19 protein-coding genes are annotated in these 21,174 nt (G+C 74.0%); 6 read left to right on the top strand and 13 right to left on the bottom strand.

Going from position 1 to position 21,174, the window contains the following annotated elements:
* Positions 1–2 precede the first annotated feature (2 nt).
* The 3 genes from ABD990_RS20770 to cobF all read right to left on the bottom strand — a co-directional run bounded on the left by ABD990_RS20770 (position 3) and on the right by cobF (position 3,159).
* Complete coding sequence (locus ABD990_RS20770) at positions 3–692, bottom strand: ATP-binding protein (RefSeq protein ID WP_345382300.1); 690 nt, start codon at positions 690–692, stop codon at positions 3–5.
* 189 nt (positions 693–881) lie between these two features.
* Positions 882–2,339, bottom strand: coding sequence for an AI-2E family transporter (locus tag ABD990_RS20765; protein WP_345382299.1), 1,458 nt, complete (start codon positions 2,337–2,339; stop codon positions 882–884).
* A 37-nt stretch (positions 2,340–2,376) separates the two neighbouring features.
* On the bottom strand, positions 2,377–3,159 hold the full coding sequence (gene cobF / locus ABD990_RS20760) for a precorrin-6A synthase (deacetylating) (protein ID WP_345382298.1): 783 nt from the start codon (positions 3,157–3,159) through the stop codon (positions 2,377–2,379).
* Between the two features lie 133 nt (positions 3,160–3,292).
* Between cobF and ABD990_RS20755 the strand changes: the two genes are divergently transcribed.
* A complete protein-coding gene (locus ABD990_RS20755; RefSeq protein WP_345382297.1) occupies positions 3,293–4,402 on the top strand; it encodes a glycosyltransferase family 4 protein in 1,110 nt (369 codons plus the stop codon).
* A 465-nt stretch (positions 4,403–4,867) separates the two neighbouring features.
* Positions 4,868–6,130: a C40 family peptidase gene (locus ABD990_RS20750; RefSeq protein ID WP_345382296.1), complete on the top strand. Its 1,263-nt coding sequence runs from the start codon at positions 4,868–4,870 to the stop codon at positions 6,128–6,130.
* Positions 6,131–6,275: 145 nt separating this feature from the next.
* Here the strand turns inward: ABD990_RS20750 and rutA are convergent, their stop codons facing one another.
* The 8 genes from rutA to ABD990_RS20710 all read right to left on the bottom strand — a co-directional run bounded on the left by rutA (position 6,276) and on the right by ABD990_RS20710 (position 15,390).
* Complete coding sequence (gene rutA, locus ABD990_RS20745) at positions 6,276–7,328, bottom strand: pyrimidine utilization protein A (RefSeq protein WP_345382295.1); 1,053 nt, start codon at positions 7,326–7,328, stop codon at positions 6,276–6,278.
* Positions 7,283–8,365 (bottom strand): LLM class flavin-dependent oxidoreductase, encoded by a 1,083-nt coding sequence (locus ABD990_RS20740; protein WP_345382294.1) that lies wholly within the window; start codon positions 8,363–8,365, stop codon positions 7,283–7,285. The genes rutA and ABD990_RS20740 overlap by 46 nt, the downstream gene beginning before the upstream one ends.
* Positions 8,358–9,749 carry an MmgE/PrpD family protein gene (locus ABD990_RS20735; RefSeq protein ID WP_345382292.1) on the bottom strand — a complete coding sequence of 464 codons (1,392 nt, stop codon included), beginning with the start codon at positions 9,747–9,749 and terminating at the stop codon, positions 8,358–8,360. The genes ABD990_RS20740 and ABD990_RS20735 overlap by 8 nt, the downstream gene beginning before the upstream one ends.
* 59 nt (positions 9,750–9,808) lie before the next feature.
* Positions 9,809–11,458 carry an amidase gene (locus tag ABD990_RS20730; RefSeq protein WP_345382291.1) on the bottom strand — a complete coding sequence of 550 codons (1,650 nt, stop codon included), beginning with the start codon at positions 11,456–11,458 and terminating at the stop codon, positions 9,809–9,811.
* A 28-nt stretch (positions 11,459–11,486) separates the two neighbouring features.
* On the bottom strand, positions 11,487–12,650 hold the full coding sequence (locus tag ABD990_RS20725; RefSeq protein WP_345382290.1) for an acyl-CoA dehydrogenase family protein: 1,164 nt from the start codon (positions 12,648–12,650) through the stop codon (positions 11,487–11,489).
* Between the two features lies 1 nt (position 12,651).
* A complete protein-coding gene (locus ABD990_RS20720; RefSeq protein ID WP_345382289.1) occupies positions 12,652–13,857 on the bottom strand; it encodes a CaiB/BaiF CoA transferase family protein in 1,206 nt (401 codons plus the stop codon).
* On the bottom strand, positions 13,854–14,378 hold the full coding sequence (locus ABD990_RS20715; RefSeq protein ID WP_345382288.1) for a MaoC family dehydratase: 525 nt from the start codon (positions 14,376–14,378) through the stop codon (positions 13,854–13,856). Before ABD990_RS20715 ends, ABD990_RS20720 begins: the two co-directional genes overlap by 4 nt.
* A gap of 169 nt (positions 14,379–14,547) precedes the next feature.
* Complete coding sequence (locus ABD990_RS20710) at positions 14,548–15,390, bottom strand: HpcH/HpaI aldolase/citrate lyase family protein (RefSeq protein WP_345382287.1); 843 nt, start codon at positions 15,388–15,390, stop codon at positions 14,548–14,550.
* A gap of 129 nt (positions 15,391–15,519) precedes the next feature.
* On the opposite strand from ABD990_RS20710, the gene ABD990_RS20705 reads away from it, so the two are divergent.
* Entirely contained in the window at positions 15,520–16,338 is an 819-nt protein-coding gene (locus ABD990_RS20705) for a FadR/GntR family transcriptional regulator (protein WP_345382286.1), read from the top strand.
* A 48-nt stretch (positions 16,339–16,386) separates the two neighbouring features.
* Here ABD990_RS20705 and ABD990_RS20700 read toward each other — a convergent pair whose 3' ends face one another.
* Positions 16,387–17,178 carry a DeoR/GlpR family DNA-binding transcription regulator gene (locus ABD990_RS20700; RefSeq protein WP_345382285.1) on the bottom strand — a complete coding sequence of 264 codons (792 nt, stop codon included), beginning with the start codon at positions 17,176–17,178 and terminating at the stop codon, positions 16,387–16,389.
* A gap of 296 nt (positions 17,179–17,474) precedes the next feature.
* Here ABD990_RS20700 and ABD990_RS20695 point away from each other — a divergent pair, with 296 nt between their 5' ends.
* The 3 genes from ABD990_RS20695 to ABD990_RS20685 all read left to right on the top strand — a co-directional run bounded on the left by ABD990_RS20695 (position 17,475) and on the right by ABD990_RS20685 (position 20,433).
* Entirely contained in the window at positions 17,475–19,166 is a 1,692-nt protein-coding gene (locus tag ABD990_RS20695; RefSeq protein ID WP_345382284.1) for a sodium:solute symporter family protein, read from the top strand.
* Between the two features lie 10 nt (positions 19,167–19,176).
* Positions 19,177–19,488, top strand: coding sequence for a hypothetical protein (locus ABD990_RS20690; protein WP_345382283.1), 312 nt, complete (start codon positions 19,177–19,179; stop codon positions 19,486–19,488).
* Positions 19,489–19,806: 318 nt separating this feature from the next.
* Positions 19,807–20,433 (top strand): YigZ family protein, encoded by a 627-nt coding sequence (locus ABD990_RS20685; RefSeq protein WP_345382282.1) that lies wholly within the window; start codon positions 19,807–19,809, stop codon positions 20,431–20,433.
* A 21-nt stretch (positions 20,434–20,454) separates the two neighbouring features.
* On the opposite strand, the gene ABD990_RS20680 is transcribed toward ABD990_RS20685, so the two are convergent.
* The gene (locus tag ABD990_RS20680; RefSeq protein WP_345382281.1) at positions 20,455–21,066 is read right to left on the bottom strand and encodes a UdgX family uracil-DNA binding protein; all 612 of its coding nucleotides are present in this window, start codon (positions 21,064–21,066) and stop codon (positions 20,455–20,457) included.
* Positions 21,067–21,174: the final 108 nt, after the last annotated feature.

The raw sequence follows: 21,174 nt of genomic DNA, 5'->3' as shown, positions 1-21,174 counted from the left end.
GGTCAGCGTCCGTGCGGCGCCACGTCCGCGTCGACCCCGCCCGCCCCGGTCCCGGGACCGGCCTCGGGCATCCTCGCCTCGGGAACCGCGGCCTCGCCGGGCCGCCCGAAGGGGTGGCGCAGGAGCACGCGGCTGCCACGGCCGTCGAAGTGCACGAGCACCGTCTCGACCATGTGCTGCATGAGCAGCATGCCCCGGCCCCCGTGGGAGTCGCTGGGGACGGTGCCGCCCTCGCCCTGCGCGGGCCGCCAGTTGCCGTGGTCGGTGATCTCGATGCAGAGCGCCTCGCCCTCGGTCCACAGGGTGAGCTCGACGTCGCCGGGCCGGCCCTCCGGGTAGGCGTGCCGGACGGCGTTGGCGGCGGCCTCGTCGACCGCGAGCACGACGTCGTCGCGCTGCTCGGGGGTCAGCCCCAGCGGGGCGAGCCAGCCGAGGAGCTCGTGCCGGATGACGGAGAGCCGGTCGGCGCGGGCGGGCCAGGTGCGGTGGACGTACTCGACGGAGTCGGCCAGGCCGGTGAGGTCGGCCTCGGCGCGCTCGGTGTCGCCGGTCACCTCGGCGAGCACCGCGAGCGGGTCGAGCGCGGCGGCGGCGGTGGCGGTCTCGGTGTCGGTCCCGGTGGCGGGAACCGCGGTGGTGTCGACCCCGGCGGCGGGTGCGTCCGGGTGCGGGATCTGTGCCGGACAGGTCATGACGGTGAGGGCCTCTCGGTACGGGGAGCGTCTCGGGCCGGACGCTTCTGGGATGGCCCCGCGGGCCGGGCCCACAAACACCGCTGGTCGAGCCCCTGACACCGCTCGTCGCGCGTACCCCGTCGGAAGGCGGTCCGGACGGCCCACGACCATCCGTCCGGGTGGCGCAGGCGCGTCGACCGACGGGCGTCAGGCTCTCGTGTCGCCCGTCGCGGCCCCGTCGGCCGTCGCGCCGTCGGACCGCTCGGCCACGGGCGACCCCGACTGCCCCTCCGGCTCCGCGCTCGGCGGCGCGGCCCGCGCCCCGGACCGCCGGTCGATCTCCTCACCGATGTAGCGCAGCACCTCGGCGGCGACGGCGGCGACCGGCACGGCCAGGAACGCCCCGGCGATGCCCCAGATCGCCCCGCCCGCGGTGACGGCCAGCAGCACGACGGCGCCGTGCAGGTTCAGGCTGCGGCTCTGCAGGATCGGCTGCAGGACGTTGCCCTCGATCTGCTGCACCAGGATGATGATCGCCAGCACGATCAACGCCGTCGTCACGCCCTTGGTCACCAGCGCGACCAGCACGGACAGCGCCCCGGCGACCAGCGCGCCGACGATCGGCACGAACCCGCCGAAGAAGGTCAGCACGGCGAGCGGCAGGGCCAGCGGCACGCCGAGGATCACCAGGCCGATGCCGATGAAGAAGCCGTCGACGAGCGCCACCAGCGCCTGGGTGCGGATGAACCCGCCGAGGGTGCGCCACGCCCGCTGCAGCACGCCGGCGACGTGCCGCCCCGCCCGCGCGCCGGTCACGCCGGTGAGCCACGGCAGGAACCGCGGGCCGTCCTTGACGAAGAAGAAGGCCAGCACGACGGCGAGCACGATGTTGAGCAGGCCGTTGGCGAAGGCCGACACCCCGGTCAGCACGCTGCCCGCGATCGTCGACGCGCTGGACTGCAGCTGGCGCGTGACGGAGTCGATCATCGCGCCGATCTGTCCCTGGCCGAGGTTGAACGGCGGCCCGGACACCCACTGCTGGATCTGCGCGAGCCCGCCGGTGACCCCGGAGGCGATCTCGTCCGACTGGCCCGCCACCTGCGGCGCCAGCAGGGTGATGATGCCGCCGATCACCAGGAGGGCGGCGACGAGGACGAGCGCCGCGGACGCGGCCGGCGGGATCCGGTGCCGCACGAGCCAGCGCACCGGCGGCCGGAGCACGGTCGCGAGGATCACGCCGAGCAGCACCGGCAGCGCGATGGACCAGAGCGCACCGACCACCAGGCCGAGCAGGATGGCGCCGCACGCGATGAGCAGGATCCGCCAGCTCCACGTCGCGAGCCAGGTCAGCCCGCCGCCGATCACCGCGCCGCGGTCGGGGCGTGGGGTCACCGCGGCGGTCACCGGGGCGGCGGGCGGGGCGAGCGGCGACCCGTCCCCGGTGCCGTCCACCACGCCGTCCGACCTGTGGTCCAATGCGCCGTCGACCGCTCCGTCGGCCCGCCCGTCGACCCCGTCGACCGTCCCGTTCCGGACGGCGTCGGGGTCGCCCCCGACGGCCGCCCCGCCGAGCCCGGTCCCGTTGGCCGGGATCGCGCGCCCCTCCTCGTCCGGACGCCCGCGCGCCTCGCGCGCCGCACGACCCGGCCCGCCTCGGTCGCTCACACCCGCCACCCCCGTCCCGCCCGTGCGGTCGGCCCGCTCAGCGGTCCCCGGGATGCCGCCGCAGCAGGTACGTGTCCATGATCCAGCCCTTGCGCTCCCGTGCCTCGGCCCGCAGCCTCACGATCTCGTCACGGACCTCGAGCACCGGTCCGGAGACCAGGAGCTCGTCCGGGCTGCCCACGTATGCCCCCCAGTACACCTCCACATCGGCGATCTCGTCGTCCGGCAGCTGCGCGAAGGCGGTTCCACCGTCCAGCATCACCACGATGTCGTCGACGTCCGCGGGCAGGCCGGCGGCGATCCGCCGGCCGGTGGTGATGAGCACGGGGCGCCCGACCCGGTTGAGGATGAGCCGGTGGGCGGCGGCGAGCGCCTGCACGCTCGAGATGCCGGGGTACGAGACGACCTCGATCCCCTCGATGCCCTCCAGCAGCCGCAGGGTGCCGTCGTAGAGGGAGGGGTCGCCCCACACGAGGAAGGCGCCGGTCTCGCCGTCGGCCAGCTCGGCGATCATCGATCCGTAGAGCGACCCGCGCCGGTCCTGCCAGTCGACGACGGCGGCCGTGTACCTCTCGGAGCGCCCGGCCTCCCCGGCGCCCGCCCGGCGGTCCCGCTCCGGGTCCGCGGCCTCGACCACGCGGTAGCTGCCGGGGTCGAGGTGCCGGTGGAGGATCTCGGTCCGCAGCGCGGTGAGGTCCTCCTTCACCTCGCCCTTGTCGATGACGAACACGACGTCGACGCGCTTCAGCGCGGCCACCGCCTGCAACGTCAGGTGGTCGGGGTCCCCCGAGCCGATCCCGATCACGTACACCGTGCGCACGGCGACACCCTATGCGGCCGCCGGGCGGACCGGACCCGACCTCCGGACCGGGTTCGCCGCGTCGCGCAGCGTCACCGGCCGGGTAGGGTCGCGGGCTCGACCGGGTGAACTCGAGCGAGCGGAGGACCGGGACGTGAGGGTGGCGCACCTCGTCGACACGCTGCACCCCGACGGGGGCGAGTACGGCCTGGAGGCCCTCGCCCGGGCGGCGCGCGCGGCGGACCTGGAGCTCGTGGTCGTCGGCATCTCCGGTGGCGGCGACGGGGCGCGGGCCGCCGCGCTCCGCCGGTGCGGGGCCGTCGTCGTCGAGCACGGGCTGGCGCCGTGGGACCCGCGGGCCGTGCCCCGGGTGCTCGAGACGTTGCGTGAGCACCGGGTCCGGCTGGTGCACACGCACGCGCCGAACGCCGACGTCGCCGGCAGCGCGGCCGCCTCCCGGCTGCGGATCCCGGTGGTGTCCACGCTGCACCGCATCGAGGAGGAGCCCGCGGACCGGCTCGACCGGATGCGGCGCACCGCCCGCACGCTGGCCCGGAAGCGGTTCGTCACGCGCACGATCGCGATCTCCCGCCTGCAGCGGGACTGGTACCGGCGGGTCGCCGGCTCGGAGCAGGGCCTCGTGGTGCTGCCGGACGGCGTCACCGATCCCGGCCCGGCCGATCCGGCCGTACGGGCCCGGGTCCGCCGCGGCCTGGGCGTCGGCGAGGGCGGGGTGCTGGCCGTGTCGGCCGCGCCGATGCGCCGGGGCAAGGGCCAGGACCTGCTGCTCGACGCCGTCGCCGAGCTCCCCGGGGACCTCCCGGTCACCGTGGTGCTCACCGGCGACGGGCCGCTGCGCCCCTGGCTGGAGGCGCGCGTCGGCCGCGAGGAGGAGCTGGAGGGCCGGGTCGTGTTCCGGCACCACGGCGACCCCGGCGAGCTGCTGCAGGCCGCGGACCTGCAGCTCCACACCACCCGCACGGACACGATGCCGAGCGTGGTGGTGCGCGGGATGGCGGCCGGGGTGCCGGCGGTGGTGAGCCGGGTCGGCGGGCTGCCCGAGATCGTGACGCGGGACGTCGGCCGGCAGGTGCCGTTGGACGCCGCCGCCATCGCCGATGCGATCGTGGAGCTGGCGGGCGATGCGGACCTGCGCGCCCGGCTCGGCCGCGCCGCCCGGGCCCGATACCTCGAGCGGTTCGAGGCCGGCGGCTGGGCCGGCCGGCTGCGCGAGGTCTACGAGTCCGCCCTCGCCCGGCCCTGAGTGCCGCCCTGTTTGCCGGCGGGAGCGAGGGGTACGCCCCGCACGACCGCCGACGGGCCGCGGCCCGGGAAGCGTCCGATCCCCGCCCACCGTTACGTGCCCGACCTGTGATCACGGCCGGCGCCGCCGGCCGTGCGGTCCGCGGGAGCGCTGCCCGGTTCGCCGGTCGAGGCCGGGTCGTGACCTGCGTCCGGAACGCCACGAGCGGCTTCGGCGGCCGGGATCGACGTCTCGTCCCTCGGACCACGCCGCTCGGCGCGCCGGGGCCCGATCGGCCTTCCCGGCGATCACGGGCCGGTTACGGTCGGTCCCGCCGGTGGGAAGGACGTCCACCGGCACGCCCGGTCGGCCCGTCCCGCCTGCCCGCCGACACTCCCCCGGGCGCCCACCCCCGGCACGGGGCAGGCGCGGCGCGGTTGCTCCCCGGCTCCCCGCACGCCGCCCGCGGACGGCGAGGAACGACGCATGTCCGACACGTGTGTGGCACCGCGCCCGGTGTTCGTGCCGAGCTCCCGGCCCGAATGCTCCCGGCACAGCACCGAGGACCGCCCTGGCGGCCAGGGCCTGTCCGCCGCCGACCTGATCGCCCGGCTCACCGGGGCGACCGCTCCCCCGCCCTCCGGCGGCCGCCGTGCCCGGCGCGCCGCCGAGGACACCCCGGCGTCCCCTCCGGGTGTCCCCCCGACCCACGGGCCGAGTGCCCCGGTGCCCCCGGCCGACGCGGCCGACGTGGCGGCCCGGCCCGTGGGTCCGGTCGAGGCGCCGACGGCGGTGGCGCGCCCCGTGCCGCCGGCCCGGCCCGCCGACGAACCCCCCGCCGGTCTGACCGGCTCCTTCTTCGCCTCGGGCCTGGGCGGCTCCGGGCGCGGCGGCGACGGCATCTCGATGACCGGCGTCCTGCCCGCGCTCGCCGCCGCGGTGCGCTCGCCGAAGGCCGTCGCGGCCGCGGCCACCGTCACCGTCATGGGCGCCACCGCGGTCCTCACCGGCCTGCCGACCCCGGGCGCCGAGATCGCCGAGGCCACTGGCGTGGACTCGCCGACCGTCCGGCTGGCCGCGGCCGACGCCACGCTGGACGGCGACACGGACGGGGCGGGCGGCGCCACCACCGACGACCGGCCCACGCAGGTCCTCCAGGCCGTCCAGGACGGGCCCGGCGCCGTCGGCGGCTCGATGCGGTCCGCCTTCGGCACCGCGATGGGCACGTTGCCGCAGGTGTTCGACAAGGCCGACGCCGCCCGGATCGCCGCGGTCCAGAAGGCCGAGGCCGAGCGGGCCGCCGAGGAGCAGCGGGACGCGCTGCGCCGCGCCGCCCAGACCGCCCGCGGCGCGATCGGCGGCGCGGTGGACGACGCCGTGGACGGCGTCGTCGGCCAGGCCTCCGGCGTCGGCGCGAAGGCCCTCGCCGCCGCCCGCACCAAGCTCGGCACGCCCTACCAGTGGGGCGCAAGCGGCCCGAACGCCTTCGACTGCTCCGGCCTCACCTCGTGGGCGTTCAAGCAGGCCGGGGTCAGCATCCCCCGCACCTCCGCGGCGCAGTCGACCTTCGGCACCGCCGTCGGCAAGGACCAGCTGCAGCCCGGCGACCTGGTGTTCTTCTACTCGCCGGTGAGCCACGTGGGCATCTACATGGGCGGCGGCAAGATCCTGCACGCCAGCACCAGCGGCGAGCCGGTGAAGATCTCCGACATGTCGGCCATGCCGTTCCACAACGCCCGGCGGATCTGAGCCCCAGGAGCTCCCGTCCCGGGGGCCCGCCCGGCGCGACCGGGCCCCCGGGAACGGCGGATCGGCGTCGATGGTCGCTCCGCACGCTCCGCTCGGCGTCGATGCTCGCTCCGCACGCTCCGCTCGGCGTCGATGCTCGCTCCGCTCAGCCGAGCAGCGGCATCACCTTCGTGCCGAAGTCGTGCACGCCCTTCTCGAAGTCGTCGAAGGTGAACATCATCCCCTTGACACCGGGCATGCCCGCGACCAGGTCGATCTGCCGCGCCACGGTCTCGTAGCTGCCCACCAGCGTGGCCATGTTGAAGTTCACGGCCCCCTCCGGCAGGTTGATCATCTTCGCGGTGCCGCCGGTGTCCGTGCCGGTGTCCTTGCCGCCCTCGTCGGCCATGTACCCGAGCGCCCCGGCGTCCGCCCCGGCCTGGTAGGAGTCCCACTTGGCGCGGGCCTCCTCGTCCGTGTCGGCCATGATCGCCATGAACAGCGGCAGCGACCCGACGTCCCGGCCGGTCTGCTCCGCGGCCTTGGTGAGCCGCTGGGTGGACTCGCGGTAGACCTCGGGGTCGTTGACGCCCGGGCTGAGGATGAAGTTGTAGTCGCCCAGCTCGGCGACCATTCGCATGCCGCGGTCGGACTGGCCGGCGCACACGATGTCGATGTGCCCGGACGGCCGCGGCGACAGCACGCAGTCCTCCATCTGGAAGTACTGCCCCTTGAAGTCGCTGCGGCCCTTCTCCCACAGCTCCTTCATCACGGTGACGTACTCGGTGGAGTAGTCGTAGCGGTAGTTGTAGTAGTCGTCGCCCGGCCACAGGCCCATCTGCGAGTACTCGCCGCTGGCCCAGCCGGAGACGATGTTGATGCCGAACCGGCCGGGCGCGATCGAGTCGATCGTCGTCGCCATGCGGGCCACCATCGCCGGCGGCAGGGTGAGCACCGCCGTCGAGGCGTAGAGCTTGATCCGCTCGGTGACGGCGGCGAGGCCGGCCATCAGCGTGAACGACTCCAGCGCGTGGTCCCAGAACTCGACCTTGCCACCGAAGCCGCGCAGCTTGATCATCGACAGGGCGAACGCGAAGCCCTGCGCCTCGGCCTCCTGCACGATCCGCTTGTTCAGGTCGAACGACGGCATGTACTGGGGCGAGTTCTCGGAGATCAACCAGCCGTTGTTGGCGATGGGGATGAAGACGCCGAAGTCCATGACGACTCCTTCTGCTCGGGGGACGGACCGGCCGGGGAGGACCGGAGCACGGGGGCGACCTCGCGGGCGAGCAGCCGGACGGAGGCCAGGGCGTCCTCGACCGGCATGCCCGCCCAGTCGGTGCGCAGGACGAAGTGGTCGACACCCAGGTCCCGCCACGGCAGCAGCGCCGCGAGGCAGTCCTCCGGAGAGCCCACCACGAAGCGGTCCTCGGCGAGGTCCGCGTAATCCGTTCGGAACGACTCCTTCTCGGGCATGACACGGTCCTGCCCCCAGTCGGCGTAGACCGCGTACTTCCCGGCCAGGTGCGGCCGCGCCAGCTCGAGCGCCCGCTCCCGCGTCGGCGCGCAGTAGATCTCCCGCATCAGCGGGAGCTCGCGGACCGGTTCCCGGCCCGCGGCGGCGCGCTCCGCGTGGAACAGGTCGAGCTGGCGCCGGATGGTCGACGTCGTGGCGTGGGGATTGATCATCCAGGTGTCGGCGAGCCGGGCGGCCCGGCGGACGGCGGCGTCGGAGTTCGCGGCCATCCAGACGGGCGGGCGACGCGCGGGCAGCGTCGTGGCGCGCACGCCGTCGAGCCGGCACCAGTCGTCGGCCGCGTACACCGGTTCGCCGGACCACAGCGCCTCGACGATCCGCAGGTTCTCCTCGAACCGCCGGACCTTCTGCCGCGGCGGGATCCCGAAGGCGGCGTACTCGACCTCCCGGTACCCCAGTCCGACGCCGAAGACCGAGCGGCCGCCGCACACCGCGTCGAGGCTCGCGAAGTTCTCCGCGGTGTCGACGGGGTTGTGCAGCGCGAGCAGGTGGATGCCGGTGCCGATCCGCATCTCGCCCGCGTCGGCGGCGAGCCGGGCGAGCCAGGGCAGCGGCTGGATGTGCGAGAACGACTCGGGGAGGTGGTGCTGGCCCGCGAACACCGAGTCCAGCCCCTCGTCGCGGGCCGCACGCACCAGCGAGAGCTGTTCCTGCAGCGCCTCCACCGGGTCCCGGCCCGCCGGCTGCTGGTGGGTCAGGAAGATCCCGACGTCAACCACGGCAGGCCTCGGCGAAGTCGGCGGCGGGGGTGCCGTCGCCGAGGGAGAGCACGGCGTTCAGCACCCGGTCGGCGGTGGCGTCGGAGGCGACCCGGCCGATGGTCTCCCGGAACTTGGCCACGACCTCCGCGTTGGTGAGCGGGCGCTCGTCGTGCCCGCGGTTGACCTGCTCGCGGTGCCGCAGCACCCGGCCGTCCGCCAGCTCGATCTCGACGGCGCCGGAGTAGGCGGCCGGGAAGGCGCTGTCCGGGTCGTCGGAGACCCGCACCTTCTGGGCCAGGTCGAGGACGGCGGCGTCACCGAGGGCGTCGTCCTCCAGCTCGGCCAGCGTGAACCGGCCGCGGGTCAACGACGCAGCGACGACGAACGGCAGGCTGAACTTGGCGTCGTACTCGTCGCGCGGGGCCCACTTCGCCTCCGCCGGCTCGCAGACGACCTTGGCCGGCACCGGGTGGATCGCGCACCGGATCTCGGTGATCGCGGTGTCGCCGATCTCCGGGCGCAGCGTGAGCACGGCATCGGCGAAGGCGTGGATGAAGTGGCAGATCGGGTACGGCTTGACCGCCGTGCGCACCAGCTCCCAGGTCTCCCCCAGCCGGTCGCCCACGGCCCCGGGACGGGTCTCGCGGCCGGCGAGATGGGTGTTGTAGAGCCCGAACCGGCCCTCGTAGACGGCGGGCGGCCCGCTCCAGCCGGCCTTCGCGAAGCTCGCGGCGGTCAGCCCGGACATCGCCGCCCAGCCCGGGTGCAGCCGCTTGGTCCAGGCGCCGTCGGCGAGGAACTCCAGCAGCCCGGCGCTCATCGACCCGACGACGCCCTGGGCCGCGGCCAGGCCGTCGGCGTCGAGTCCGGCGATCCTCCCGGCCGCCACGGAGGCACCGAACGCGCCGGCGACCGCGGTCGGGTGGAAGCCGACGTCGTGGAACCCGCCGGCCCCGCCGATCCCGACCCGCGCGGACACCTCGACGCCGAGGATGTAGGCCAGCAGCAGGTCCTCGGTGGTCGCGCCCCGGCTGACGGCCGCGGAGATCGCGGCGGGCAGCGCGGCCGCCGAGACGTGCGTGACGGCCGGGATGTGGGTGTCGTCGAAGTCCATGCCGTGGATCAGGACGCCGTTGAGCACCGCGGCGTCCCGCGGGGACAGCCGGTCCGGCATGCCCAGCACCGGATGGGTGCCGCCGCCGAAGGCGGACAGCGCCTCCAGCGCCACCGCCGGGAACCCGTAGGCCGTCGACGCGAAGGCCAGGCCGACGGCGTCGAGGATCAGGTGCCGGGCACGCTCGACCACCTCGGCGGGCACGTCGGACAGCTCGGCGCGGGCGGCGAACTCGCCGACCTGCGCGGCGAGGGTCGTGGTCGCGGTCTTCTCGGGACTGAGGGTCATCGGTGAGCCTCCTGGTCGAGGGCGGACGATACGTCAGACGTATGTGCGCTGGGAAGGGGTCACGCCGAGATCGGCGGCGTGCGGAGGTGGTGGTCGGTGCGGTCCTGGAAGAGCTGGGCGGCCCGCAGCGCGGTCGCCTCGCCGTGCGGCGGGGCGATGAGCAGTGCGGAGACCGGGCACCCGTCGGGCGCGACGCCGGTCGGCACGGCGAGGCCGGGGGCGCCGGTGAGGTTGCCGAGCATCGTGGCGCGGGACTGGGCGGCGTAGAGCGGGTACCGCTCGCCGTCGACCGTCACAGTGCAGTCCGGCAGCCGCGGGGCCGTCGCCGGGGTCGTCGGGACGAGGACGAGGTCGGCGCCGGCGAACACGCCGTCGAGCTCCGCCTGCAGCTCGGCGCGGAACTGCAGCGCGCGCAGGTAGTCGCTCGCCGGCGTGGTGATCCCCTGGCTGATCCGCCTGACGGTCACCGGGTCGTAGGAGTCCCAGCGCGCGGCGTCGATCCGGTGCAGCGCCGCGGCCTCGGTGAACACGATCTCGTAGCCGATCGGCAGGGCCCGCTCGGCCGAGGGGATCTCCCCCGGGACGATCTCGGCGCCGGCGTCGACGAGGACGTCGGCGAGCTCGGCGACGCCCCCGCGCACCGCGGAGTCGCACAGCTCGGTGAGATAGCCGCCGGGCAGGGCGACGCGCAGGCCGCGCAGGTCCGCCGGCGGGCGCAGCGGCACGTCGGGCATCCGCGGGTCCACCCCGTCCGGGCCGCGGAGCAGGGCGAACAGGAGCGCGACGGTGCGGGCGTCACGGGCCAGCGGCCCCACCGTCTCCGTCGTCCACGACAGCGGGACCACGCCGGTGCGCGGGATCGCGCCCGCCGTCGGCTTGAGCCCGGTGAGGCCGCACCAGGCCGCGGGCAGCCGGACCGAGCCGCCGACGTCCGTGCCGAGGCCGAACGGGACGGCGCCGGCCGCCACCGCCGCGGCCGTGCCGGTCGAGGAGCCACCGGCCCAGCGCCCGGGATCCCACGGGTTGCGGCAGGCCCCGGTCAACGGCGGGTGCGGGCCGCCGACCGCGAACTCCGTGGTCGCGTCCTTGGAGACCGGGATCGCGCCGTGCGCCTCCAGCCGCGCGACGACCGAGGCCGAGGCCGCGGCCGGCGGCGCGTCGGCGCGGGTGCGGGACGCCGCCGTGGTCGGGACGCCCTCGACGTCGATCACGTCCTTGACCGCGAAGGGGACGCCCTCGAGCAGCCGCGGGGTGCCGCGCCGCTCCGACTCGGCGGCCCGGTCCGCGGCGCGTTCGTGCAGGAACCGGATGGTGCAGTTCAGCTCGGCGTGCACGCGTTCCAAGCCGGCGAGGGCGGCGGCGACCCGCTCCCCCGCCGGCGCCGTCCCCCGCAGCCGGGCCGCGGTCGCCCGCAGCCCCTCGACGCCGTCGAGCGACAGGCCGTCCACTCCGCCGAGCCCGTCTTCGCCGGTCACCAGGGGTCGTGCGGGCGAAGTGCCGCTGGAGGGGCAGGTGCCGCTCACGGGTCCCCGCAACCAGGCCTCACCGCGGAACGGGTCGGCGGTCTCCGGGCGCACGGGCAGGTCGCGCAGCGCTGCGGTGGCCGGCTCGGCGGCCGCCACCGCCTCGGCCATGTCCTTCACCTGGGCCGGGTCGAGGGTGTAGCCGAGGCGGGCGGCGAGGGCGCCGAGCTCCTCGGGCGAGCTCATGCCGGCCCCCCGATCGGGCGGGGTTCCGTCACCGGATGGTCGCCTTCCCCGCGAGCAGGGCCTTGGCGACGACGCCGCGCAGCACGTCGTTCGTCCCCTCGCCGATCGACATCAGCGGGGCGTCCCGGTACAGCCGCTCGACCTCGAACTCGGTGGAGTAGCCGTAGCCGCCGTGGATGCGCATCGCGTCGGTCGCGCAGGCCAGCGCCTGCTCCGAGGCGAAGATCTTGGCCATGCCGGACTCGGTGTCCATCCGCACGCCGTCGTCCATCCGCGAGGCGGCCCAGTAGGTCATCAGCCGCGCCGCCTGCAGCCGCACGGCGATCTCGGCCAGCCGCATCTGCACGGCCTGGAACTCCCCGATGGCCTGGCCGAACGCGGTGCGCTCCCGGGCGTAGTTCAGCGACTCGTCGTAGGCGCGCTGGGCGATACCGACGCTGCGCGCCGCGATGTTGATCCGGCCGGTCTCCAGCGAGGACAACGCCTGCTGCATGCCGCGGCCCTCGACCCCGCCGAGCAGCTGCGAGGCCGGCACCCGGACGTCCGTCAGCACGACCTCGCACGACTCGGTGCCCTTGTAGCCGAGCTTGCCGATGTCCTGGGTGACCTCGAAGCCGGGCGTGCCGGCCTCGACCAGCAGGATGCTCATCCCCTTGTGCGCCGGGGCGGCCGTCGGGTCGGTCTTCACCAGCACCGGCAGCGGGTCCGCGTACCGGGCGTTGGTGATCCACATCTTGGTCCCGTTGACCACGTACTCGTCACCCTCCTTGCGGGCGACGGTCCGGATCCCCTGCAGGTCGGTGCCCGCGCCGGGCTCCGTCAGCGCGATCCCGGTGCGGCGCTTGCCCGTCGCCAGGTCCGGCAGGTAGCGCTGCTTCTGCTCCTCGGTGCCGTGCCGGGCGAGCATGAAGCACGACACGGAGTGGCTGCCGAGGATCCCGGCGATGCCCATCCAGCCGCGCGAGATCTCCTCGAAGGTCAGCGCGAAGGACACCGTGTCCGCGGCGAGCCCGCCGTACTCCTCGGGGACGGCGAGCCCGAACAGCCCGAGCTGCTTCATCCCCTCCACGATCTCGGTCGGGTAGCGCCCGGACTGCTCCCAGTCCCGCGCGACCGGCACGATCTCCTTGTCGACGAAGTTCCGCAGCGTGTCCCGGAACAGGCGCTGCTCGTCGTTCAGCTGGAAATCCATCTCAGTCCTTCCCCAGCGCGCCCGCCTCGCGCAGCGCGGCGATCCTCGCGTCGTCGTACCCCAGTTCGCGCAGCACCCGCTCGGTGTCCGCGCCCATCGCCGGGGCGCCCCGGGTGGGGGCGCGGTCGGCGCCCGGCGGCCCGACGCGCACGGCGCTGCGCAGCGTCCGGACCTGCCCGAACGTGTCGTTGTCCGTCTCGGCGACCAGGTCCCGCTCGAGCGTGTGCGGGTCGACCAGCGCCCCGGCGACGTCGTTGATCGGGGCGCACGGGATGGACGCCGCGTACATCGGGGCGAGCCAGTCGGCGACCGTGCGCGTCCGGAAGATCTCCTCCAGCAGCGGGATGATCACCTCCCGGTTCCGGTTGCGGTCGGCGAAGGTGGCGAAGCGCGGGTCCTCGGCCAGCTCCGGGCGGTCCATCACCACGGTGAGCCGCTGCCAGAACTTCTCCTTGGCGCAGCCGACGACCAGCCAGCCGTCGGCGGCCTCGAACGCCTGGAACGGGATCAGCGAGGGGTGCGCCGAGTGGTGCGTCCGGGCCGGCTCGTAGCCCGCGGTCATGTGCCAGGTGCCCGGGTAGGTCAGCAGGCTGACGGCGGTGTCGTAGAGCGACAGGTCGCAGTCCGTGCCGACGCCGTCCCGCCGCGCCCCGTGGATCGCCGCCAGCAGCGAGATCGCGGCGACGTACCCGCCGCAGTAGTCCACCAGCGACAACCCGGTCTTCTGCGGCGCCCCGCCCGGCTCGCCGGTCAGCGACATCCACCCGCCCAGGGCCTGCAGCACGTAGTCGTAGCCGGGCTCCCTCGACCGCGGGCCCGTCATCCCGAAGCCCGTCAGCGAGCAGCAGACGATCCGCGGGTTGACCTCCTTGAGGTCCTCGTAGCGGATCGCGAGCTTCTTCGGGACGTCGCCGCGCAGGTTCGAGTACACGGCGTCGGCGGTGCGGACCAGGTCCTCGAACACCGCGCGGCCCCCGGGCGTGCGGATGTCCAGGGTGATCGAGGACTTGTCCCGGTTGAAGGACTGGAAGAACAGCGAGTCGCCGCCCTCGGCGTAGGGCGGCACGGACCGCCCGACGTCCCCGCCCACGGACGGGTCCTCCACCTTGATGATCTCCGCGCCCAGCTCGGCGAGGTGCATGGAGCCGAACGGGCCCGCCCCGTACTGCTCGAGCGAGACGATCCGGACGTCCTCGAGGGGTCTCACGCGTCCTCCAGGCTCAGGGGTTTCGCCGCCTGCGGGAACAGCGACCCCGCGCCCGCGCTGTCCCGCCTGTGGACGTAGAAGGTGCGCTTGAAGGACAGCACCTCGACGGCGTCCTGGTTCAGCGTCCGGGTCTTGATCGTGACGATCCCGGCGTGCGGCCGGCTGCCCGACTCCCGCTTGTCCAGCACGATCGACTCCGACCAGATGGTGTCGCCGGCGAAGACCGGGGCGGTGAGCTTCAGCTCGTCGACCCCGAGGTTCGCGAAGGCGTTCTGCGTGGTGTCGGTGACGGACTGCCCCATGGCGATCGCGATGGTCAGCGGGGAGGCCACCAGCATCCGGCCGAACTCCGACGACTGCCCCACCTGCGCGTTGAAGTGCGCCTGGTTGGTGTTCATCGTCAGCAGCGTGAACCAGGTGTTGTCGGTCTCGGTGATCGTGCGCCCCAGTGGGTGCTGGTAGACGTCGCCGACCTCGAAGTCCTCGTAGAACCGTCCCTGCCAGCCCGGCTTCACGGTCACGTGCGGATCCTCCTTCAGCTGCGCGCGGTGGTTCCGCGCGGTGATCTGTGGTCTGCGCGGTGCCCTGCTGGGTGTCCTGCCCCGTGCCGAACGCTAATCGTCAGACGTTTCGCGGACAAGAGCCCGGCCGAAGTCCGCCCGACCGCGGACGGTCCCGTCGGCCGGCCCGTCAGGCGCTCTCGCCGGCGCGCAGCAGCAGGGCCCGCGCCCGCTCCACCACCGGCCGGTCGATCATCTTCCCGTCGACGACGGCGACCCCTCCCCCGGCCGACGCACCCACCACGGCGCGGGCCCACTCGACCTGCTCGCGCGTCGGCGAGAAGGCGGTGGCGACCGGCCCGACCTGCGTGGGGTGGATGCACATCTTCGCGGTGAAGCCGAGCGACAGGCCGTGCACGCAGTCCTCGAGGAGCACCTGCTCGTCGCGCACCGCCGTCGTCACGCCGTCGATCGGGGCGCCCGCGCCGGCGGCCCGACTGCCCAGCACCAGCGCGGAGCGCGCGTAGCGCAGCGCCTCCCGGTCGACCGGGTCGACGCCCAGCTCGCTCGCGAGGTCGACGCTGCCGAACCCGGCCCGCACCACGCCCGCCACCCCGCAGACCTCGACGGCCCGGTGCACCCCGAGGGCCGTCTCGACCAGCGGCACGACCCGGGCGTCCGCGCCGAGGGCCGCGACCAGGGCGGCCACCTCGGCCGGGTCCTGCGCCTTGGGCAGCATGACCGGCGCCGACCCCGCCGCGACCACGGCGACGACGTCCGCCTCGTACCACTCGGTGCCGGGCGGGTTGATCCGCACCAGCCCCGGGTTCCCCGCGGCCAGCCACTCCCGGACGGCCTCCCGGGCGGCCGGCTTGGCCGCCGGGGCGACGGCGTCCTCGAGGTCCAGCACGACGACGTCCGCGCCGGACGCGGCGGCCTTGGCGAAGCGTTCGGGCCGGTCCCCGGGCACGAAGAGGAAGGTCCGGGCGCCGAGGAGGTCGGGGGCGGCGGTCGGCCGCACGATGTCGGTCACGATGTCGGACGTTTCCACGCCGGATCGCTCCGGTCCACCCGGGGCCGTGGGTAGGCTGCGGACGGCGGCGGAGCCCGTCGACGCCCCCGCGGTCCCGCCGGGGCGCGAGACCACCCGGAGCGTGATCACATGGCCCCGACCCCGGAGCGCGGTGCCGCGGCTCCCCCGGCCGGCGGCCCGGCGTCGTCGGACCCGGCCGTGCGATCCGGCCCGCCGGTCGCGCACCTGCGGGTCCAGCGCGTGCGCCCGGCCTACCGACAGGTGGCGGACGAGCTGCGCTCACAGATCATGCAGGGCATCCTCGGGCCCGGCGCCCGGCTGCCCGCCGAGACCGAGCTGACCAGGATGTTCGGGGTCAGCCGCTCCACCGTGCGGGAGGCGCTGCGGTCGCTGGCCAGCCAGCACCTCATCGAGACGCGGCGCGGGGTGCAGGGCGGGTCGTTCGTCAGCGCGCCGGACCCGACGAAGCTGGTCGAGGACGTCGGCAGCGCGCTCGGCGTCCTCGTCGCCACCCCGCAGCTGCGGATCGGCGACCTGCTCGAGGCCCGCCTGCTGCTGGAACCCGCGGCGGCCCGGCTCGCCGCCCAGCGCGCCGACGCGGAGACGGTCGAGGCCCTGCGCGCCGCCGCGACCGCGCCCCGGGACCCCCGCGACCCCAGCGGCTTCGTCCCGCACCTCGACTTCCACACCACGATCCTCATGGCCACCGGGAACCTGATGTTCACGATGATGGGCCAGCCGGTCGGGGACGTCCTGCGCACCAGGCTCGACCGCGCCGCCGTCGCACGGGAGCAGTGGGACGAGGTCGACGCGTGCCACACCACGATCGCCGAGCACATCGCCCGGGGCGAGGCCGACCAGGCGGAGCAGGCCATGCGCGACCACCTGCTCGACCTCCGCGAGCTCTACGAGCACCCGGGCACCTGGCGCGGCCGCCCACGCCCCTGACCCTCTCGCGAGTGGCGACGGTCGCTCCGGCCACCACCGCCGGTCGATTCAGCGAGCGGGGGCGAGGACCAGCTGGTCCACCTCGCCCTCGAGCACCGCGCGGGCGTCGGCGTCGAGGCCGTCGTCCGTGACGAGGACGTCGGCCTCGGCGAGCTCCGCGATCGTGGAGATGCCGGCGGTCCCCCACTTCGTGCTGTCCGCGACCACGACGAGCCGCTGACCGGCCTCGACCAGCGCGCGGTCGGTCTCGGACTCCATGAGGTTCGGCGTGGTGAAACCGCTGGCCGCGCTCATCCCGTGCACGCCGAGGAACACGACGTCGAGGTTGAGCGAGCGCAGCGCCGCCACGGCGACCGGCCCGACCAGCGCCTCCGACGGTGTCCGGATCCCGCCGGTCAGCACCACCGTGCGGTCCGGGCGGCGGGCGGCGTGGAGGACCTCGGCGACCGCCATCGAGTTGGTGACGACGGTCAGGTCGGCGACGTCCGTGATGCGGCGGGCGAGCGCCCAGGTCGTGGTGCCGGCGGAGAGCCCGATCGCCGTACCGGGCTCGACGAACCGGGCGGCCGCCTCGGCGATGGCCTCCTTCTCCTTCTGCTGGCGGCCGGACTTCACCGCGAACCCGGGCTCGTCCGTGCTGGTCGACGCGACCGGGCCCACCGCCGTCGCGCCCCCGTGCACCTTGTCGACGAGCCGCCGCCGGGCCAGGACGTCGAGATCGCGGCGCACGGTCATGTCCGAGACGCCGAACCGCTCGGCCAGGTCGGACACGCGGACGGCCCCGCGCTCACGGACCTGTTCGAGGATGAGCGCCTGACGTTGACGCGCGAGGAGGCTCACGACCGCACACCCTCGTCCCGCACCACATCGCACACAATGCAACGTCACCACACGGGCGTCAACGGGCCGACCGGACAGCTCCGGACGGGCCCCGCGCAGGATCATCCCCTCGGCCGGAGGAACATCCCTTCCGAGTTCGCACACGCTCGACCGATTCAGTCTGTCGGATAATGTTCAGTTCCGCGCGGGACGGGGTACCTTGCCACCCGACACGTACCGCACCGGGACGGCGAGGGAGCCGCTATGACGCGAACCGGACGGGGCCGCACGGCGGCCCGGCTGCGAGGCGGACTCGCATGACGACCATCCTTGCCCAGGCACAGACGGACCTCCGGCTGGACGCCAGCGTCCTCGACTACCTGCTCGTCGCCTTCTACTTCGTCCTGGTGCTCGGCATCGGCTACGCGGCCCGCCGCTCGGTGTCGTCGAGCCTGGACTTCCTGCTGTCCGGCCGCTCGATGCCCGCGTGGGTCACCGGCCTCGCCTTCATCTCGGCGAACCTCGGCGCCCTCGAGCTGATCGGCATGGTCGCCAACGGTGCGCAGTACGGCATCCCGACGGTGCACTACTACTGGATCGGCGCGATCCCGGCGATGGTCTTCCTCGCGCTGGTGATGATGCCGTTCTACTACGGCTCGAAGGCCCGCTCGGTCCCCGAGTTCCTCTACAAGCGGTTCAACCGGACGACCCAGCGCGTGCAGGGCGTGATCTTCGCACTGTCGTCCGTGCTGATCGCCGGCGTGAACCTGTTCTCGCTGGGCCTGCTGCTCGAGGCGCTGCTCGGCTGGTCGCTGGGCCTCGCGATCCCCGTCGCCGCGCTCGTCGTCCTCTGCTACATCACCCTGGGCGGGCTGTCGGCGGCCATCTACACCGAGGTCCTGCAGTTCTTCGTGATCCTCGCGCTGCTGATCCCGATGACCGTCGCCGGGCTCAACCGGGTCGGTGGCTGGAGCGGCCTGACCCAGGCCGTCGCCAACGGGCCGGGCGGGCCCGAGGAGCTGTCCTCGTGGCCGGGCACCACGCTCACCGAGATCGAGAACCCGGTGTGGTCGGTCGTCGGCATCGTGTTCGGCCTCGGCTTCGTGCTCTCCTTCGGCTACTGGACCACGAACTTCGCCGAGGTCCAGCGCGCGCTGTCCGCGAAGAGCATGTCCGCGGCCAAGCGCACGCCGCTGATCGGCGCGTACCCGAAGGCCCTGATCCCGCTCGTCATCATCGTCCCCGGCATGATCGCCGCGGTGCTGGTGCCGCAGCTGCAGGCGCTCAAGGCCGGCGGCCAGACGGACGTCACCTACAACAACGCGCTGTCGCTGCTGATGAAGGAAGTGCTGCCCAACGGCATCCTTGGCGTGGCGATCGCGGGCCTGCTCGCGGCGTTCATGGCCGGCATGGCGGCGAACATCAGCTCGTTCAACACCGTGTTCACCTACGACATCTGGCAGGACTGGGTGAAACCGGGTCGCTCGGACCGGTACTACCTGCAGGTCGGCCGCTGGATCACGGTGATCGGCTGCGTCCTGGCGATCGGCACGGCGTTCATCGCCTCGGGGTCCGGCAACATCATGGACTACCTGCAGTCGCTGTTCAGCTTCTTCAACGCCCCGCTGTTCGCGATCTTCATCCTCGGCCTGTTCTGGCGGCGGATGACCGGCCCGTCGGCGTGGATCGGGCTGCTCGCGGGCACGGCGGCCGCGGTGGTCGTCAACATCCTGACCACCACCGGCGTCCTGGCCCTCTCCAGCCAGGCGGGCAGCTTCGTCGGCGCGAGCGCCGCGTTCATCGTCGGCGTGCTCGTCGCGACGGGCGTGTCGATGGTGACCAGCCCGAAGCCGGCCTCCGAGCTGACCGGGCTCGTGTGGAGCCTGACCTCGAAGGAGGAGCGGGTCCACTCCGCGGAGGGTGACGACGCCGGCTGGTACCGCAGCCCCGCGCTCCTCGCGGTGGGCGTGCTCGTCCTGACCGCCGTTCTCTACATCATCTTCTGGTAAGGGGCGGACCATGGCGGAACCGAACGGAACCCGGACCGGGCAGGACGCCCCTGTCTCCATGACGGCGGCGCGGCTGTTCGACCTGCGGACCGTGCTGGCGCTGCTCTACGGCGTCTACGGGCTCGTGCTGCTCATCGTGGGTCTGGTCGCGACCGACCAGGCCGACATCGCCAAGGCGGGCAACTGGAACATCAACCTGTGGAGCGGCATCGTGATGATCGTGGTCGCGGCGCTGTTCGCCCTGTGGGTGCGGCTGCGTCCATTGAAGCACGCCGCGGTGGGGGGGACGGCCGGCGACACTGCCGGTCCCCCCGCTCACTAGAGCCGGACCGTGCCCGGTCGGCTCCGCGTGGGGATCAGCTGCGCGAGCCGACCGGGTACTGCGGGTTGAACGCCTGGAGCGTCCAGTCGTCGAATCTGCGGACAGTGCTGCGGACCGTGGTCCAGAACGCGGTCATCTCTTCCTTCCCATCGGGATCTCTTCTTCAGTCGTGAGGGCCTGTCGCCGACCCTCGTCCGGTGTGACGAGCCGATCTTCTGAATCGTTACCGAACCTCCGGGTAACGCGAGCGGCGTCACACCGCGTACCGAATTTCGGGGATGACGCCCGCGGCCCGGCGCTGCCGGTAGCGTGGCCGCCGTGCCGGACCCGCTGCTCGTGATCGCCCGGGACGGCGAGCACGAGATCGAGATCCAGCGGTCCCGCTTCCTGTGCCGGCTGGTCCGGGTGCCGGACGCCGAGGCCGCCTCCGCCGTGATCGCCGAGGTCCGGCGCACTCACTGGCAGGCCACGCACAACTGCACGGCCTTCCGGGTCGGGCGGGAGGGCGAGATCCAGCGCTCCTCGGACGACGGCGAGCCCGCCGGCACCGCGGGCGTCCCCATGCTGGAGGTGCTGCTGCGCCGCGGGCTCACGGACGTCGTCGCCGTGGTCACGCGGTACTTCGGCGGCGTCAAGCTCGGCGCCGGCGGGCTGGTGCGCGCCTACGGCCGGGCCGTGTCGGAGACGGTCGACCTCGTCGGGGTGCTCCGCCGGGTCCGGCACACCCGGTTCCTGCTCGCCGTGCCGCACGCCGACGCCGGCCGCGTGGAGAACGCCCTGCGCGCGGCCGGGCACGCGGTCGTCGACGTCGCCTACGGGCGGGAGGTCGAGATCACCGCCACCGCGGCCGACCCGGAGGCCTTCCGCGCGTGGCTCGCCGCGCAGACCGGCGGGAGCGTCGAGGCGGTCGAGGTCGGCGAGGCCGACGTCGAGGTCGGCACCTGACCCACGGCCGGAGTCCCCGGCTCAGGGCCGCGCGCCGGCGATGACCTTGAGGTCGGCGACGAACGCGGACAGGAGCTCCTCGCGCTGCGCCGGGTCCGACCGCAGGATCGACGAGGGGTGCACCGTCGGTACGAAGGTCCGCCCGTCCTGCTCCAGCCGCTCGCCGCGGTGCTCGGTGATCCGGAAGTCCTGGCCGAGCAGCGACTTCGCGGCGACCGCGCCCAGCATCCCGACGACGGGCGGCGCGACCAGCCGCAGCTCGGCGTCGAGCCAGGGGCGGCAGGCCCGGACCTGGCGCACGGTCGGCTGCTTGTGGATCCGGCGCTTCCCCCGCTCCTCGAAGCGGAAGTGCTTGACCGCGTTGGTCACGAACACCTCGTCGCGGGCGATGCCGGCCTCGTCGAGGGCCTGGTCGAGGATCCGGCCGGCGGGCCCGACGAACGGTTTGCCGGCCTTGTCCTCCTGGTCCCCGGGCTGCTCGCCGACGAGCATCAGCCAGGCGCTGCCCGGGCCCTCTCCCCCGACGGTCGGCCCGGCCGTCTTGTAGAGGTCGCAGCCGGTGCAGGCGGCTTCCACCTCGCGCAGCTGCTCGAGATCGGACACGGACGGGGCGTCGGCGGCCGGCTCGGTCATGCGGGGACAGTGCCCGCCCGCGGACCTCGCGAAACGCGCGACCCGCGCTGCCGGAACCCGCCCCTGCCCCTTGACCCCTGAGCGAACGGCGCTCTCGCTCACACCTAC

This window comes from Pseudonocardia yuanmonensis, assembly GCF_039542425.1.
GTDB classification, from domain to species: Bacteria; Actinomycetota; Actinomycetes; order Mycobacteriales; family Pseudonocardiaceae; genus Pseudonocardia; species Pseudonocardia yuanmonensis.
The sequence above is the reverse complement of the archived record's forward strand: the minus strand, read 5'-3'. Positions and strand labels throughout refer to the sequence as shown.

Bases quoted from the DNA above. Each gene is read 5' to 3' on its own strand.
- ABD990_RS20770 (WP_345382300.1), bottom strand. From the start codon at position 692: ATGACCTGTCCGGCACAGATCCCGCACCCGGACGCACCCGCCGCCGGG.
- ABD990_RS20750 (WP_345382296.1), top strand. From the start codon at position 4,868: ATGTCCGACACGTGTGTGGCACCGCGCCCGGTGTTCGTGCCGAGCTCC.
- rutA (WP_345382295.1), bottom strand. From the start codon at position 7,328: ATGGACTTCGGCGTCTTCATCCCCATCGCCAACAACGGCTGGTTGATC.
- ABD990_RS20735 (WP_345382292.1), bottom strand. From the start codon at position 9,749: ATGACCCTCAGTCCCGAGAAGACCGCGACCACGACCCTCGCCGCGCAG.
- ABD990_RS20730 (WP_345382291.1), bottom strand. From the start codon at position 11,458: ATGAGCTCGCCCGAGGAGCTCGGCGCCCTCGCCGCCCGCCTCGGCTAC.
- ABD990_RS20725 (WP_345382290.1), bottom strand. From the start codon at position 12,650: ATGGATTTCCAGCTGAACGACGAGCAGCGCCTGTTCCGGGACACGCTG.
- ABD990_RS20705 (WP_345382286.1), top strand. From the start codon at position 15,520: ATGGCCCCGACCCCGGAGCGCGGTGCCGCGGCTCCCCCGGCCGGCGGC.
- ABD990_RS20695 (WP_345382284.1), top strand. From the start codon at position 17,475: ATGACGACCATCCTTGCCCAGGCACAGACGGACCTCCGGCTGGACGCC.
- ABD990_RS20690 (WP_345382283.1), top strand. From the start codon at position 19,177: ATGGCGGAACCGAACGGAACCCGGACCGGGCAGGACGCCCCTGTCTCC.
- ABD990_RS20680 (WP_345382281.1), bottom strand. From the start codon at position 21,066: ATGACCGAGCCGGCCGCCGACGCCCCGTCCGTGTCCGATCTCGAGCAG.